Here is a 15,037-nt window from a genome sequence, read left to right on the forward strand (position 1 = left end):
ACTGCTTGGCTACTTCTGTTACTGTTTAATTTCATCTAATTCAAATTCATGACCTTAGGTAAGTCCGAACCGAACCAGATTGATAAAATTAATCGCAAATTACCAAAACTAAATACCACCCACCAACCTCTCGTTTCTGAAGAAGAGATGCGCCAAGCGGTACGGACTTTACTGTTAGGATTGGGAGAAGACCCAGACCGCGAAGGCTTGAAAGATACTCCTAAAAGAGTGGTCAAAGCCTTAAAATTTCTGACTTCTGGCTATCATCAATCTTTAGACGAACTCCTCAACGGGGCAGTATTTCACGAAAATACCAATGAAATGGTCTTAGTTCGGGACATTGACCTATTTAGCTCCTGCGAACACCATATCTTACCTATTCTCGGTCACGCTCACGTCGCTTATATTCCCGACGGTAAGGTAATCGGACTGTCAAAAATTGCTCGTATTTGTGAAATGTACGGACGACGTTTGCAGGTACAGGAAAGATTAACTGCCCAAATTGCCGATGCCCTTCAAGGATTATTAAAACCAAAAGGGGTGGCGGTAGTAGTGGAAGCAAGCCATATGTGTATGGTAATGCGAGGAGTCCAAAAACCTGGTTCTTGGACTGCCACTAGTGCGGTTAGAGGCGTATTTGCAGATGATCCAAAAACCCGTCAGGAGTTTATGAGTTTAATTCACTACAACCGTTCAATGCATTAATTAATTCGCGTGACAGCATGAGAGATGGGTATAAAGCTCATCTCTTTTTTTGATACAATAATTATCGTTATCAACAAAACTGCTTATGATTATTGCTGTCGCCAGTCCGACCGGTGGCGGTAAAACCCACTGGATTGGTCAACAAATAGCCCAAACCAATAAACCTGTAGGTTATTTCAGTCCTCAAACTGATTCCGTACCCATTGATGCAATATATCTCCAAAGTGAATACCCTCAACTAAAACTTTATCAGACAGGGGAAGAAGCGGAATTAGACAAAACCATAACTTATCTAGAGATTCCCTGGTATTTGGATTTAGCCGGAATTGAACCTTTACTGCAAACTTTGAACCCCCATCGAGTAGCCATAATCCCCGGCGATACAGATAGTACAGAGTTAAATACTTGGGCGGATGAAGTTATTCCAGGAAATAACATCAGTAAGCCAACCACAGCTTTGCAGATTCATCGGGGGGTTTTGACGGGGGAAATTGTAGATTTTGATAGTTTAGCTACTTTTTGGCTGGAACTTACTCAAGGTGCTTACGGTGAGGTAGCTCGGGTAAAAGGAATTTTCGACCTAGTGGATGGACAAATTTATTATGGTGACTTCATACTAGGGGAATCGGAATTAGCATTTAAACCTTTAAAATTACCCCGTTGGTTAAATGGTAAACCAGATCGTTTTAGTGGTTTTGAAATAGTAGGTAGTAATTTAGATAAAGCTGAAATTGTTCAAACTGTCCGAGATTGCTGTCTTCCCGAATCGGCAATTAATTATTACCAACAACAAGTAAAAGAGTCTTTAGAAAGTGAACCAGAGGTAGAAGTGGTATGAAAATAGCAGTGATATCTTGTATCCATGGTAATTATGCAGCTTTAGATGCAGTTTTACTGGATATTGACGAACAAAAAGCAGAAAAGATTTATTGTCTGGGGGATTTAGTGGGTTATGGTCCCTATCCTAATGCAGTGGTGGAACAAATTCGTTCTTTAGATATTCCCACTGTACAGGGTTGTTGGGATGAAGATATTGTAGAAGGACTAAATGCTTGTGAATGTAGTTATCCTTCCCTGTTGGCGGAAAAAAGAGGTAAAATTGCCCACGAATGGACAAATAAGCACGTCAATGCCGAAGTTAGGGAATATTTAGCCCAACTACCCCATACCTACAAAGAAGATAATCTCTGTTTCGTACATGGTAGTCCTAATAGCAACCACGAATATTTGTTACCCGAAATGGATGCTTTCACTGCTTTAGAAAGAGTTCTCTCCAGCGATGCAGATATATTATTTTGCGGACATACCCACTTTCCCTATGTCCGCACCCTAGATTCTGGACAATTACAGGTTAAAGTTCGTCAACCCAGTGGAAACGAACAACCAACCATAAGTTTTAATACTCCCCTGAAGCGAATTATCAATGTCGGTTCGGTAGGCGAACCCCGTCATGGTCGTCCCAATGCTACCTATGTTATCTATGACACGGAAACACAAGCAGTAAACTTGCGGGAAGTGGAGTATGACTATCAAACAACCTGCGCTGCCATCTTAGATGCTGGTTTACCACCGATTTTCGCTTGGCGTTTGGCTAGAGGTTTGGAATTTGCCGAAAAAGCCGACGATCCTACTCATGTGTGTGAGAGGTAAATTAAATTACTTAAATATTTAAATTGAAAATCAATGTGGGCAATTTTAAGCGGAATTGAAGGAAATATCGCAGCTTACGAAGCAGTGTTGGCAGATATCAAACGCCAGCGCGTTAAGGTGGAAGCATTGTATATTCTGGGCGATATCGTAGCAGCTAACCAAGATAGCGAACAAGTAATTAAACGAATTCAGAATCCTTTACCTGGAGAATTAGAACCCCAAGTATGCTTCGGCTGGTGGGAAGAACAATGCTTTGCTTTACACGGTTTGGGTTCGACAGCAGAACCGACAGAATTAATCGAGCGCTTTGGTAAAGAAACCGCTAAACTTCTTTGGGATTCGGTATCTCGCGAAACCGTACAGTGGTTACGCAACTGTCATTTTGGCTTCTTTGAATTAGATTGTTTGTTAATTCACGGTAGCACTGTTAGCGTCAGCGATGAGTTAACCCCCGAAACCTTACCCTGGCAAATGCTAGACCGCTTGCAAAGAGTCCAGGCAAATCATCTCTTTTGTGGTCGTTCGGGTCAAGTATTTGAATATCAACTACAAAGAGGTTCAGTAAATAGTTCGGTGATGACTTTAGATCGCCAGCAACCCGTGCAAACTATTACTGCACCCAAAAGAAGAGTTGTTGGTGTAGGAAATGTAGGCAAAGAACTAGGAAAGGCTATTTATACGCTTTATAGTCCAAACAGCGATTTTCTGGAGTTTAAAACAGTTTTTTATGGCAATAAAAAGGGATCTGGTAATTAGTTTCAGGTTACTAAAGGTATGGCTAAGTGCAAAAACAGGTAGTCGGAGACAACTTTCTGGAAAATGAGATGATAATTGCTATAGTAAAAAATATTATTGCTGAATCGGTGACGGCTTAGAAGCTACCTTGATTTGGAATTTTGAAATCAGCAATGAGAGCAACCAAGGCATGTGACGCTTGATCAGGACAATCAGCTTGCCGTAGTTTGTTATTACCTGTTCCCGTTGTCGTCGGGAAATAGCTTTAACAATTTGTTTGGCAGTTTGATCAGCAGAAATCAGAAGCCTGGGGGAAATAGGATCCTCCCAGTCTGAATGCCAAATTCCCTGATTGTCTAGCTGACGAATTTCAGTAGCAACGTACCCTGGACAAATGTGTGTGACCGACACCCCATCGGGAGCCAACTCTTGAGACAACGACTCACACAAAGCCCGCATCGCAAATTTGCTCATACTATAGGGAGAATCGCCACTCAAGGCAACGTAACTTTTTACGCTACTAATGATGACCAGTCTTCCTTTAGTTTTCTTGAGGTCATCTAAGGTGGCGTAGATGGTACTCAGTACCCCAAAAACATTGGTTTCCCAAAGACGTCGATAGTCATTCACCCTGAGGTTTTCGACATTACCCTTCAAAGAGGTGCAACTATTAGCCAGATATCTTACTAAGCCTTAGCAAACTTTACTAAAGTTAAGTATACTAGATTTAGTAAGGTTCACGGTCAATGAAAAAATATGTCACTCCAAAAGAGGCAGCCGAGCACCTCGGAGTCTCGATCTCAACTCTTAGGCGGTGGGACAAAGAGGGGCCCGTGTCGTTAATAAAGTAACCCGTGTATCCGAACGCGCCCCGCGTCGGCGAAAGCCGATAGTGATGGCTGGAGTTGGTAAGAAGCCCACACTGTAATCTTCGATGAGCGTGTGGGAGTATGTCACCGAAAATTCTGTAGGAAAAATTGGTGAAGGGGACTTTTCTCGAATTCAGCGTCTATGTTTACCTTTTGATAGGCTGATTTCAAAAATCAGCCTATCAAAAGGTAAACAAAAACGTCGAATCAGAAAGGCGGCCAGAATAATCACTATCAGAATACAGAACTTGATCAATGAATTGCATCACAAAGCTGCCAGATTTTTGGTTGACAATTTTGACTTTATTCTGCTTCCCACTTTTGAGACATCTCAAATGTCAAAACGACAAGAGCGAAAGATTCGTTGGCCAAAAGGCCACGCTACGCGAACAAAAACAGTCCGAAACCTACTCTCTTTTGCTCATTACAGGTTCAAACAGTTCCTTAAGCATAAAGCTTTCGAGACAGGAAAGCTCGTAGTTGATGTATGTGAAGCCTACACCAGCCAAACTGTCAGCTGGACAGGTGAACTCGTCAAAATTGGTGGAAGCAAAATCATTAAGTCCAAAATTGATGGTCAAAAAATGGATAGAGATATAAATGGCGCTCGTGGGATATTCCTGAGAGCTTTGGTAGATACACCCTGGATGCGAGAGCATCTTGCCTTGGCGGGCTAATTTCTACCTTGGTAGACTTTGGTAGCTAAAAAGTATCGGAATACAGTTGATCACAGACTTAATTATTGAAAATAGAGTCAGTAAATTTAGGTGCTATAGGTATCTTCAATGAATTGTGAAAATTTTTGATTCCTACTCCCTGCTCCCTGTTCCCTGCTCCCTTTCCTATGGGTATAACCCTGGCAATTTATAGATCCTGTAAGTATTACACAACTAGCGATTGAGCGTAGGTCACGGGACGGGAATGCCATAGGATCCTAATCATTAATCCAAACTAGGCTCAAATCACTTAATCCTTCTGAGGATAAAGGTTGTATAAATTAGCGGCTCCGAAAGGGTAAAAAAATATAGTTCATAGAACATACCACATTATAGCACCAGCCAAAAGCAAATCTGAATTGGGTCTAAAAAAAAGGCTTGACAAATTATTTTTAAGATATTAGTATGATTAAGTAAAACCAGAGCTGTGATGATTCAATCTGCCTATTATAACATAAAACTTCTGGTCAAAATGCTTATGGGTAAAGCTTGGCCAGGATTTAATCAGATAGGCAAATCTAAAGCTTAGATGCGCAACAGCTTATCAAAAATTTAGGGTGCTTAAAAAAATGAGAGCTAACCGGTTGTGTGCTAGGTCTGTTTAAGGATATACCTGCCACAATCACCAGCTGGTTTCTATAGCTATTTGCAGCTTAAAGGTTAAAGGTTAACTACCTCTGGACGTGTTGTTCACAGCCCTCTGTCAGCAAGAGGGTAATAACTTAGATACACATTAGATACACACCAACGAGGTAAATTAATGTTCAAATTCATCAAGCAATTGTTCTTAGCTGGTCTACTCAGCATTCTGATTACCAGCGGTATTTTTGTACCGAAAGCCTATGCTCAGTTTCCTTGTCAACCTCCTGGTCCTGATAACGGTACTCTATGTGCTGTTGTCTTCTCTGAAAAAGGTCCCCAAGATGGTCAAAGCTGGCGTAGCAGTGATAATTTCAGCACAGGATATTGCCCAGGAACTCAGATGATGTGGATCGCCCAAGGTCCGGATGCTGAAAACATTGAATTTGGTCTTGCAAAAGATGTAAGTGGAAGTGACCCTACTTTACAGGATCCAATTGTATACTGTGGAATCACTACTATGTTCCAAGATAACAATCTGTACCTAGGAAATCCAAGGGGAGCGGGTCAAACGTTCTCAGTGCATGTTTACACTAATGAACCCATGCCTCAGTAAAGTTCAAGTTGGCAGATTAGAGTAATCCAGAATTAGAGTAATCTAGTTTACCTTCTGTTCTGGCTTTCTAGAATAAAGAGATAGATGCAAGGGAATCATAGAATGAACTACCTTGTGTCTATCCTCCTGTGTCTATCCGCCTTTGTAGAAATCATACTCTAATTGACTACTCTAATTCACTAACGTTCTAGACAGTTACTGTTGAAAACACTGTTGAAAATACTGTTGAAAAACAAAGTGATTAAGATGTTCAAAACCCTTAAGCAATTTTTCATAGCTGCTTTACTGAGTCTGATTATTACCAGTCTCATCCCTGTACCGAAGGCTTATGCCTCAGCTTGTGAACCTCAAGGCGAGATCTGTTTTATTGGCTGGTCAGAATCAAGACCCCAAGATGGTCAAACTTGGCGTAGCAGTGATAATTTCAGCACACGATATTGCGAAGGTGACCTGATACAATGGCAGATCGAACTGACAGATGAAGCTGATCAGATTGAATTTAGTGTTGCACAAGATCAACCCGGTTCTGACCCCACAATTTTTCGAGACCTGCGTGATTGTTCTTTTACAGAGCTGGTAAAAGACCCTAAAATGTACATAGGAAATCCCAATGGTGCTACTCAACTTTTTCAAGTATTAGGTTATACTTCCACTTGCGAAGACAATGGTGGGGGAAATCAAAATACTACCTGTGACTATAGTGACTCCCTTAATATTGGTCAGGTTTTTAAACCAATGAGTCACAACAGTTACGAGCTACAATATGCCAATAGTTTGGCGGAAGTCCTAGACCAGGTAAAAGCGATCGAGATTGATATCTTTGATTCGCCTTTCGGAATTGGTGGTGGTGGCTCAGTACCAGGAAATTGGTTCGTATTTCACAACCCGACAGATTTCCCACGCAATAACTGTAGTGGTAAATTCCTATCAGACTGCCTGAATGATGTCAGACAATGGCACGAAGAAAATCCCGAACACGAGCTTGTTACTATCTTGATTGATAAGAAACAAGGTTGGGGGCAAAAGGGCGAACAAAGGGGTCCCCAGGATCTAGATGCTCTAATTATAAGAATACTATCTCCAAATAATGCAGATATTTTTTACGAACCCACTGACTTACTAGAAGGGGAGGGCTGCTTACAAAACAGCGAAGGACTATCATCTATGCGAGTTGCTGCACAAAATAATTGTTGGGGCAAAGAGGGTGATTATAAAGGACAATTCATGGTAATCATTGGCGGTAGTGGACCGGCAGGAGGAATAACAGGAAATCCTAACCCAGTAATTGCTCAATATGTTCGAGATACAAACTACAATCAAGGGTTGATATTTGCTTGCCCTGATGTAGAGACACTAGAAGAGATTACTGGAATACCAAAGAGTTTCGATGCCAAGACGGCGGAGTCTGTAGTCTGCGATAATTTCATTTTCGAAAGCATGTCTAGCAGTTTAGGAGAGGCTGTCAGAAGCAATAACTATGTATCCCATGTTGGAGTGATTTCCCCAGAGAATGATTGTTCCTACAGCACTGCAGTTAATAGCTATGGACTTAGCTACATTGGAATAGATAATTTTGAAATAAAAGACTGGAATGATGGTAGAATGAAAGGCGGCTACAATTGCGAGCAGTAGGATAGGGCAGCATTCCCTAATATTCCTAGGGGGGCTTAATTGGTGTAGCCCGATGTTAGCTATCAGCTATTAGCCGTCAGCTTATTTTATTAAAAAGCTGAAAGCTAATGGCTGATAGCTCAAGGCTTACACTCAGATTAAACGTTCCCGTAGCGTGGCCTTTGGCCTTAGCTTATCTCTTTTATTCAAAAGCACCTCAAGTAGCGTGGGCATAGCCCATTAGCTGATAGCTGATCGCTGATAGCTGACAGCCCCATCCTTAAGGATAGGGCTACACCAAAAAATGCTAACCAACTAAATTTTAACTAACCAACTCAGTGGCCCGTTTGGCCAAAGCCTCAGCAGTCAAACCATTAAAGGCCATAATTTGACCAGCACTGCTAGCAGTTTCACCACGCTTCCAAGAAACCACATCCCGCTTGCAAGTACTACGTAACATAATCGGTTCCAGCATGGCACTGGTACCACCAGTAACACCAATCAATCCATCCCCACCAAACAGCCGTTCAAACCCCTGATCATCTAAGAAACCCCCATCAGCTTCACTACAGGTTTTCCAAGCCGTATCATCAGGACGGTACAAACGGCGGGGACTGATTACCGAAACAATCCGCACCCCAATCCCTTGGTCTTCCAAATTAGAAGCAGCATCAAACACTGGTATCAGGCTCATATCCCCAATCACCGCAAACACAACGGTTTTACTGCCTTTAGTTTCATGCAAAACCACTGCACCATCTTGCAAGCCTTGACGGGTTTGCTCAAAGGTCGTGCGCACCGGTAAGGGTGACTTACTAGCAGTAATGGTAATTCCTTTATTCTTAGTACTCAGCGCCCACTCATAACACACTTGGATACTATTAGCATCACAGGGAAACAACGGGAAAATATTGCCATTGCGCATCATAGCAGCAAAGTAATTTTCAATTTCAGGACGCTGGTGAGTCCAACCATTCCGTCCTTGCTCCAGTGCCCCAGCCGTAAATAATGTAATAGTAGAGGGAGTAGGACGGCGCAATTCTGCCATGGCTTGGGTAACGGTTTGCCAAATGGGTAACCCATTGATAGCAAAAGATTCATAAGAACACCACAGAGTACGAGCTCCAAACAAAGCTAACCCTACCGCTAATCCAGCACAAGCATCTTCACTCAAGGGTTCATACACCTGACCTTTTGGGCCTTGGAAGTAAATTTCATCCGGGGTGGGGTGGATAATTTTTAGGGCTTGGTTAATATTATTAATTCCAGAAGCAGCATTCCCATCAGCATTGGAAATAATAAAATTAGGGTCTTTTTGCCCCACATGAGCAACTATCGTTCCCATCGCGGTAGTTGCTATTTTTTTATCGCCATCAATCACAAATTCCTCTAAAGGCAATTTACCTAAATCTGGTAAAGGCAATTCCTTTTCTGTGACTACAGTATGAGCCGCTGGCCCTCCTCCAGAACGCTCAAAATTTATCCTCACTAATTCCCAGGCTTGAGACGGTAACGCCCGAGCTTTAAGGGCACTAACAATATAATCTTTTTCCAGGGTATCTCCTGGGTAAAGATTGTGAGCTTTAGCTCCCCGTTTGTGGACTCCCGCTCCTTTTAGTTGTTTAACAATCAGCACCGTTAACTTACCACTCAAAGCTGATTTAGCCGCTTTATCCGTAGCTTCCAAAACCCCTTGGGTAAATGCCAATCGCTTCTGCAAAGAAAACTCAGTGCTATCGACATACTCACCAGGTTGGTCAGCATCATCGTAATCCTTAGCATTGATTAAGATTACTTCTTGGAAACCATTGCCCTGCCAGTATGCAATCATCTCTTGATTGGACTTTGTGGAAACCATACTATGGTGTTCCTGGCTGTAACCATTCCACACTAAGATGGGCAGAAAATTAGTCACCTGGGGATAGGCCGTAGAGAAGTGACCAAAACTGCTCATGATATAAGGTTCACCCAAGCCCCCATCCCCAATCGTAACTGGGAATAGTACCCCTGGATGAAGCAAAGCCCCGGCCATGGCAAAGTGTTGCCCTTGTCCGAGGGGACCAGCCGGATTGAGGAGTCCAGGAATTTGACCAGAAAGGTGTCCGAGCAATCCGTGCATTTCTCGGAAGCGTTCCCCCATCTGTTCTACAGTCTTAATACCCATCTCCTCTAGGGAGCCGTCCAGAAACATGTTACTGTAGAAGCCTGGGGCATGGTGTCCCACTTCAGTAATAATGTTTTTGTAACCCAGCATGACCAAAGCTGCAATCCCTTCCGCAATGCTGGCAAATCCCCCTGGATGACCAGAGGCTTTACTAGCAGTGATGTGCAGGGTTAGGTAGCGTAGGGCATCAGCAGCTAGTAAGGTCTGGAAGACAGCTGCTGGATCATCAGGAGATGGGATGGCTTTTTGCCCCAACGCGATCGCATCTCGTTGACCGTATTGGTCCAAAGTCGCTTCAAAACCCGGTATGGTATTCTCAAAATACTGAATTCCTTGACAGAATGTCGAAACCCTGCTACCAACTGTCATAGTGTCAGAAACCTTTTCTAATTATTACGAGTAATAAACAAATATTACAATCAGCTCGCTGAGTGCGGAATTAGTATATTGGCGAAATTTGGGTTTTAAACCAGTGAAATGTCTTATGGATTACATTGATTGAGACTACTATTGAGACTACTAGAGAACCTGCAACTCTACATCTATTGTTCTACCTACCTTGTAGAGATTCTAATCAAATCTTGCTTTATTTTAATTCCCAAAGACTAACAGAATAGGATTAATCGACTAGTTTTGATTACCATTAATCTTATTGATAGCTTGTCAATAAGCGGATTTCTGATAGTAATCAGGTAACCGAAGGTTTTGTTGCCATATGGCAGTTAGGTTAGATAATGAATTTGTCTTGAGAAAGTAACAGAGGAAAACGAGTGTGAGTAAATTACCTGATGGTCCTCAAATCCCTGACTGGTTACAGTTAATCTATTGGATTGCTAACCCCCTCAAGTATTTGGATCAGTGTGTAGAACGCTATGGAGATACATTTACCATACGGCTAACTGGTTCGAGAACGTTAGTCATCCTCAGCCACCCCCAAGCAATTCAGGAAGTCTTGACCGCTCCTCCTAGCCAGTTTAAATCTGGTGAACGAAATAAGCTGCTACAACCCTTGGTGGGGGAAACCTCAATGACTTTACTCGATGGTAAACCACACCAGCGGCAGCGTAAACTCTTGATTCCTCCCTTTCATGGGCAACGAATTAATTCCTACAGTCAATTGATTTGTGATATTACCCAGCAAGTAGCGAGTCAGTGGGTAATCGGTCAAGCCTTTACTGCCCGTACTGCCATGCAAGACATTACCATCCAGGTAATCATGCAGGGGGTTTTCGGTCTAGGTGAGGGTACCCGTTACCAAAAACTCAAGCTACTGCTGGCAGCCATGCTAGAGGTGACTGCTTCCCCCCTGCGCTCTAGTATGCTGTTTTTTAAGTTCCTGCAACGAGATTTAGGAGCTTGGAGTCCTTGGGGCAAGATGGTGCGGCGTAGGCAGGAAATTTATAACCTCCTTCAGGAAGAGATTAATCAGCGCCGAGAGCAACCCGAGCTAATGGGCAATGACATTCTTAGTTTAATCATGTCCACTCGGGACGAAAATGGTGAGTTGATGAGTGATCAGGAGTTACAAGATCAGTTGATGACTTTGTTGTTTGCGGGTCATGAAACTACTGCAAGCGCTTTAGCTTGGGCATTCTACTGGATTCATCGATTACCGACAGTGCGCCAAAAACTGCTAGAGGAAATTGATAGCTTAGGGGATCATCCAGACCCGATGGCCATTGCCCAACTGCCCTATCTCACAGCAGTTTGCCAAGAAACCCTGCGGATTTACCCAGTGGCGTTTGTGATCTTCGCCCGCATTACCACATCCCCAATTACTATTATGGGTCACCACTATCAGGCCAATACTGCCCTTTTTGCCTGTCCCTATTTAACCCATCGTCGAGAAGACCTCTATCCAGACTCCGATCAGTTTAAACCAGAACGATTCCTTGAGCGTCAATACTCTGCCTATGAGTATGTTCCCTTTGGTGGTGGAAACCGACGCTGTATTGGTGCTGCTTTGGCGATGTTAGAAATGAAACTGGTTTTGGCTAAGGTATTGTCTGACTATCACTTAGCCTTAGCACAAAATACAATCATTAAACCAACTCGTCGTGGAGTAGGAATTACTCCGGAAAATGGGGTTCCGATGGTGATGAGAGGTCAACGTGTTGCTAAGGAGCCAAAAAAACCTGCTACCGTAAATTCTCTTTAGGATCAAAGCAATTGTCCCATAGCAACAGAAACGGTTATCCGTGATCACCGAGAGTCTTTGCCGCCAGTAAGGTCACCGAAAAAGGCCGCTGGATGATCACCAGATGCGATCGCATTGTAAGCATTCAGCTATCAGCCTATGCGCTACGTCACAGGCTTCTAGCCTATGCGCTATGTCCCAGCGTCGTTCGCACAGCGTGGCCATTCGCGTAGCGTGGCCGAAAGGCCAAGGCCAAAGCCTGTGCCACGCTACACGGAACAGCTTTTGAATAAAATAAGCTGACGGCTGACTGCTGACTGCTGACTGCTGAATACTTACATCGCATTTTGCCAGCATACTCTTCCCAACCCGGTATGGTGTTACCAAACAAAATAGTGAATTACTCAGAATATTAAAGATTTTGTGTTCTACAAGGGCTGAGTATAAATAAATGTCAACAAAAGTCTAACTAGCACAGCATCAGAGTTTCAGCCACTGAGGTCACCAATCTGATCATGCTAATCCATCGGTCTGACAATTGGTAATCGAGACTCCTTAACATTTTCTTTACAAAAAGTTTTTAAATCCCTGTTTCCCAATTCCTGATAACACTTCACAATTAACAAACAGTTCCGGTTGTTATCGGTACGGGTATAGCTGAGATGATCAGCGATTTTTTGTAGTATAGCGATGCCACGTCCACCACCAGATTGAGGGTTCATTTGCTGCTTGAGGTCTCTCAGCTGCTGTTCTAAATCAAAGGGAGGGCCTTTATCCCAGATGCGTAACTCTAAACACTCAGGTAATAAAGTAACTTCGACATCAATCGAAACTTCTTCTGGCAAATCTTTGTGAGCATGACGAACGGCATTGGTAAATCCTTCAGCGAGAGCTAATTGGCACTGCAACCAGACTTTTTGGCGAACAGACGATGGTTTGAACTGGTCAAACCATCCCAAAGCGTTTTCTAACGCCTTAAGGTCGCTAGGAAATTGTTGGATAGATGTTTTCAATTTTTTCAATTCCTCAAAATCTTTTACATCAACCACATACATCAACCACATACATCAACCACATTGAAGCCTGATTCTCTTCCATTGGGTACTCTAAGATCAAGGAATCCAGTTTAACCTAGATTTATATCTCCCTGTACCATGGACTAATACTCAATTGCCTTTAAAGAATTGCCTTCAAAGAAAATTTTTTCTAGAAGCTTTGCCAGAAGCACTGGGAAAACCATTGGCGCAAATGGGGTTTCTTTTCCCCTTTTCTATCAAGCCAGGGGGTCTTGCCCTCTAGGGGGTCTTGCCCTCTATAAGCTGTTGCCCAAAATGGCAAAAATTGATGGAGATTTAGAAAAGGGGGAAGAAACCGGAAGCGGTGCAAGACAGAGAAGTTAGAACAAATAAATCCGATACGCCAATAGGGAATGCCATCAATAAAAGTAACTCAGTCTAACTTGTCTTGGGGTCTGATCTAGGTTTCGTGAAATTCAGCCCACAGAATATACTGGCTATCCTAATTGTAAGTCAGTGTATTGATAAATCCTAAAGTAATTTGTAGAACCTCAGTGCCATGAACCAAATTCTGATTATTGATGATGATCCAGCCATGCAAATGTTACTGAAACGGGCCCTTTGCCACCAGGGTTATGAGGTAGCTGTAGCTAGCAACGGTGAAGAAGGTTTGGTGCAGGTAGAAAAGTTACGTCCAGCGCTAGTCATTTGCGATTGGATTATGCCCGGTATGAATGGATTGGACGTCTGTCGTCAACTCAAGGTAACGCCGGGACTCTCAACCACCATATTTATTCTGGTGACATCTCGAAATTCCATTGAAGACCGGGTAGAGGGGTTAGATGCTGGAGCAGATGACTTTCTGTGTAAGCCGATCGAAATAGCAGAGTTGAACGCACGAGTCAGGGCTGGCTTGAGGTTACACCAACTAAGTCATGATTTGCAGCACCAAAAGCAGTTGTTGGAGGGAGAATTAGCAGAGGCAGCAGAGTATGTTAGTTCAATTCTTCCAGACCGGATGATCAAACCATCGGTGACCATTGACACCCGATTTATTCCCTCCCGGAAACTGGGGGGTGATGGCTTTGACTATTATTGGCTAGACTCAGAGCATTTAGCAATTTATCTGCTGGATGCTGCTGGACATGGCTTACGAGCTGCCTTGCCCACACTTTCAGTGCTAAATTTACTCAGGTCGCGGGCTCTAAAGTCGATTAACTACTATGAACCGAGTGATGTTCTACGAGGGTTGAACCAAACCTTCCAGATCACTGAGCGAAATGATAAGTACTTCACGGTCTGGTATGGGGTATATAACCAGGTCAAGCGTCAACTGGTCTATGCTAGTGCAGGACATCCACCCGCAATATTAATTGCTCAGACCCATGGTTCCTTGATGGAAGTACAACGTCTAAAAACCCCTGGCTTACCCGTTGGTATGTTCCCAGATGCCGATTACATTGATCAGTGCTGTGAAATTACTGAATCGAGCACCCTATATATATTCAGCGATGGGATTTACGAGATTAACCAATCCAATGGGAACGTTTGGGGACTTGAGCCCTTCATCAGGTTACTGGCAGAGTGTAAGCAAAATCACAATGGTGCTTGTCACCTAGATTTGATTTTGAAATCTCTGGAAGCCGTGAACCCTAAACACTATTTTGATGATGATTTATCGTTACTGGAAATCAATTTTGTATGAACACCTTTCCCAGGGTAAGCGCCAGAAAAAATTGCCCATAATGTGCATTGGCTGGATATCGGTTGATCGTGGCTCGAAACCCCTATAATCTCGTAGAACTTGATTCTCAATAGAGTTTAATAGTTGAGAATGAACCCAGTTTTTTCTCAATAAGCTACAGCTTATTGATTCTTGCGCTTACCCTGACACCTTTCCCTGGAGTAATCAACCTCAGTTTCCGTAGCGTCGGCCGTTCCCGTAGCGTGCGCCCATGGGCAATGGGCAATGTCAAAAATTGGCAGCTTTTGAAGATAATACAGGAGACTGAAAGGCAGTAAATCATCAGAAGCATTCAGCCAGCTTAGTAGGAGTATAAACAAGGATTGGTGGATTCTTTCGCCAATTTTTTCGAAAAATTCCTGAAAAATCAATTATCATGAATCGAAGCTCCTGAATCGAAGCTCCTGACTCCTGAATCGGAGGATAGTTGGTTATGTCGAATTAATCAAGCTTTAGGGAATTCTCATAAAACATCTTCCTAGCTTCATTAAGCTG

14 protein-coding genes and 1 pseudogene are annotated in these 15,037 nt (G+C 43.0%); 11 read left to right on the forward strand and 4 right to left on the reverse strand.

Going from position 1 to position 15,037, the window contains the following annotated elements; genetic code table 11:
• Positions 1 to 48 precede the first annotated feature (48 nt).
• The 4 genes from folE (at position 49) to F6K64_RS01490 (ending at position 3,111) form a co-directional block, all read left to right on the forward strand.
• The gene (folE, locus tag F6K64_RS01475) at positions 49 to 705 is read left to right on the forward strand and encodes a GTP cyclohydrolase I FolE (RefSeq protein ID WP_071104566.1); all 657 of its coding nucleotides are present in this window, start codon (positions 49 to 51) and stop codon (positions 703 to 705) included.
• Between the two features lie 85 nt (positions 706 to 790).
• Positions 791 to 1,543, forward strand: a complete 753-nt coding sequence (locus F6K64_RS01480; protein ID WP_008177495.1) for a CobW family GTP-binding protein — start codon at positions 791 to 793, stop codon at positions 1,541 to 1,543.
• On the forward strand, positions 1,540 to 2,355 hold the full coding sequence (locus F6K64_RS01485; RefSeq protein ID WP_071104567.1) for a metallophosphoesterase family protein: 816 nt from the start codon (positions 1,540 to 1,542) through the stop codon (positions 2,353 to 2,355). The genes F6K64_RS01480 and F6K64_RS01485 overlap by 4 nt, the downstream gene beginning before the upstream one ends.
• 33 nt (positions 2,356 to 2,388) lie before the next feature.
• Positions 2,389 to 3,111, forward strand: coding sequence for a metallophosphoesterase family protein (locus tag F6K64_RS01490; RefSeq protein WP_008177499.1), 723 nt, complete (start codon positions 2,389 to 2,391; stop codon positions 3,109 to 3,111).
• A gap of 93 nt (positions 3,112 to 3,204) precedes the next feature.
• Here F6K64_RS01490 and F6K64_RS01495 read toward each other — a convergent pair whose 3' ends face one another.
• Complete coding sequence (locus F6K64_RS01495) at positions 3,205 to 3,768, reverse strand: SDR family NAD(P)-dependent oxidoreductase (protein WP_081431876.1); 564 nt, start codon at positions 3,766 to 3,768, stop codon at positions 3,205 to 3,207.
• Between the two features lie 68 nt (positions 3,769 to 3,836).
• Here F6K64_RS01495 and F6K64_RS01500 point away from each other — a divergent pair, with 68 nt between their 5' ends.
• The 4 genes and pseudogenes from F6K64_RS01500 (at position 3,837) to F6K64_RS01515 (ending at position 7,502) form a co-directional block, all read left to right on the forward strand.
• The gene (locus tag F6K64_RS01500) at positions 3,837 to 3,941 is read left to right on the forward strand and encodes a MerR family DNA-binding transcriptional regulator (protein ID WP_287264711.1); all 105 of its coding nucleotides are present in this window, start codon (positions 3,837 to 3,839) and stop codon (positions 3,939 to 3,941) included.
• A 98-nt stretch (positions 3,942 to 4,039) separates the two neighbouring features.
• A pseudogene (locus F6K64_RS01505) lies at positions 4,040 to 4,636 on the forward strand (zinc ribbon domain-containing protein); the annotation flags it as partial.
• Positions 4,637 to 5,435: 799 nt separating this feature from the next.
• Positions 5,436 to 5,870, forward strand: coding sequence for a hypothetical protein (locus tag F6K64_RS01510; RefSeq protein ID WP_008185865.1), 435 nt, complete (start codon positions 5,436 to 5,438; stop codon positions 5,868 to 5,870).
• A gap of 246 nt (positions 5,871 to 6,116) precedes the next feature.
• Positions 6,117 to 7,502 carry a PI-PLC domain-containing protein gene (locus tag F6K64_RS01515; RefSeq protein WP_048815270.1) on the forward strand — a complete coding sequence of 462 codons (1,386 nt, stop codon included), beginning with the start codon at positions 6,117 to 6,119 and terminating at the stop codon, positions 7,500 to 7,502.
• A 301-nt stretch (positions 7,503 to 7,803) separates the two neighbouring features.
• Here the strand turns inward: F6K64_RS01515 and F6K64_RS01520 are convergent, their stop codons facing one another.
• Positions 7,804 to 10,014: a phosphoketolase family protein gene (locus tag F6K64_RS01520; RefSeq protein WP_008185869.1), complete on the reverse strand. Its 2,211-nt coding sequence runs from the start codon at positions 10,012 to 10,014 to the stop codon at positions 7,804 to 7,806.
• A 403-nt stretch (positions 10,015 to 10,417) separates the two neighbouring features.
• Between F6K64_RS01520 and F6K64_RS01525 the strand changes: the two genes are divergently transcribed.
• Complete coding sequence (locus F6K64_RS01525; RefSeq protein WP_008185871.1) at positions 10,418 to 11,803, forward strand: cytochrome P450; 1,386 nt, start codon at positions 10,418 to 10,420, stop codon at positions 11,801 to 11,803.
• A 96-nt stretch (positions 11,804 to 11,899) separates the two neighbouring features.
• Here F6K64_RS01525 and F6K64_RS01530 read toward each other — a convergent pair whose 3' ends face one another.
• Both F6K64_RS01530 and F6K64_RS01535 read right to left on the reverse strand, forming a co-directional pair.
• Complete coding sequence (locus F6K64_RS01530) at positions 11,900 to 12,169, reverse strand: hypothetical protein (RefSeq protein ID WP_143764219.1); 270 nt, start codon at positions 12,167 to 12,169, stop codon at positions 11,900 to 11,902.
• 131 nt (positions 12,170 to 12,300) lie between these two features.
• Positions 12,301 to 12,795: an ATP-binding protein gene (locus tag F6K64_RS01535; protein ID WP_229414557.1), complete on the reverse strand. Its 495-nt coding sequence runs from the start codon at positions 12,793 to 12,795 to the stop codon at positions 12,301 to 12,303.
• Between the two features lie 171 nt (positions 12,796 to 12,966).
• On the opposite strand from F6K64_RS01535, the gene F6K64_RS01540 reads away from it, so the two are divergent.
• Positions 12,967 to 13,182: a hypothetical protein gene (locus F6K64_RS01540; protein WP_008185876.1), complete on the forward strand. Its 216-nt coding sequence runs from the start codon at positions 12,967 to 12,969 to the stop codon at positions 13,180 to 13,182.
• Positions 13,183 to 13,357: 175 nt separating this feature from the next.
• Positions 13,358 to 14,503, forward strand: coding sequence for a PP2C family protein-serine/threonine phosphatase (locus F6K64_RS01545; protein ID WP_008185878.1), 1,146 nt, complete (start codon positions 13,358 to 13,360; stop codon positions 14,501 to 14,503).
• The last annotated feature ends 534 nt before the right edge of the window (positions 14,504 to 15,037 follow it).

This window comes from Moorena sp. SIO3A2 (genome assembly GCF_010672265.1).
Lineage (GTDB): Bacteria > Cyanobacteriota > Cyanobacteriia > Cyanobacteriales > Coleofasciculaceae > Moorena > Moorena producens.

Excerpts from the sequence above, each read along its gene's own strand:
- F6K64_RS01500 (WP_287264711.1), top strand. The coding sequence starts at position 3,837 with ATGAAAAAATATGTCACTCCAAAAGAGGCAGCCGAGCACCTCGGAGTC.
- F6K64_RS01510 (WP_008185865.1), top strand. The coding sequence starts at position 5,436 with ATGTTCAAATTCATCAAGCAATTGTTCTTAGCTGGTCTACTCAGCATT.
- F6K64_RS01545 (WP_008185878.1), top strand. The coding sequence starts at position 13,358 with ATGAACCAAATTCTGATTATTGATGATGATCCAGCCATGCAAATGTTA.
- folE (WP_071104566.1), top strand. The coding sequence starts at position 49 with ATGACCTTAGGTAAGTCCGAACCGAACCAGATTGATAAAATTAATCGC.
- F6K64_RS01520 (WP_008185869.1), bottom strand. The coding sequence starts at position 10,014 with ATGACAGTTGGTAGCAGGGTTTCGACATTCTGTCAAGGAATTCAGTAT.
- F6K64_RS01485 (WP_071104567.1), top strand. The coding sequence starts at position 1,540 with ATGAAAATAGCAGTGATATCTTGTATCCATGGTAATTATGCAGCTTTA.
- F6K64_RS01515 (WP_048815270.1), top strand. The coding sequence starts at position 6,117 with ATGTTCAAAACCCTTAAGCAATTTTTCATAGCTGCTTTACTGAGTCTG.
- F6K64_RS01490 (WP_008177499.1), top strand. The coding sequence starts at position 2,389 with ATGTGGGCAATTTTAAGCGGAATTGAAGGAAATATCGCAGCTTACGAA.
- F6K64_RS01480 (WP_008177495.1), top strand. The coding sequence starts at position 791 with ATGATTATTGCTGTCGCCAGTCCGACCGGTGGCGGTAAAACCCACTGG.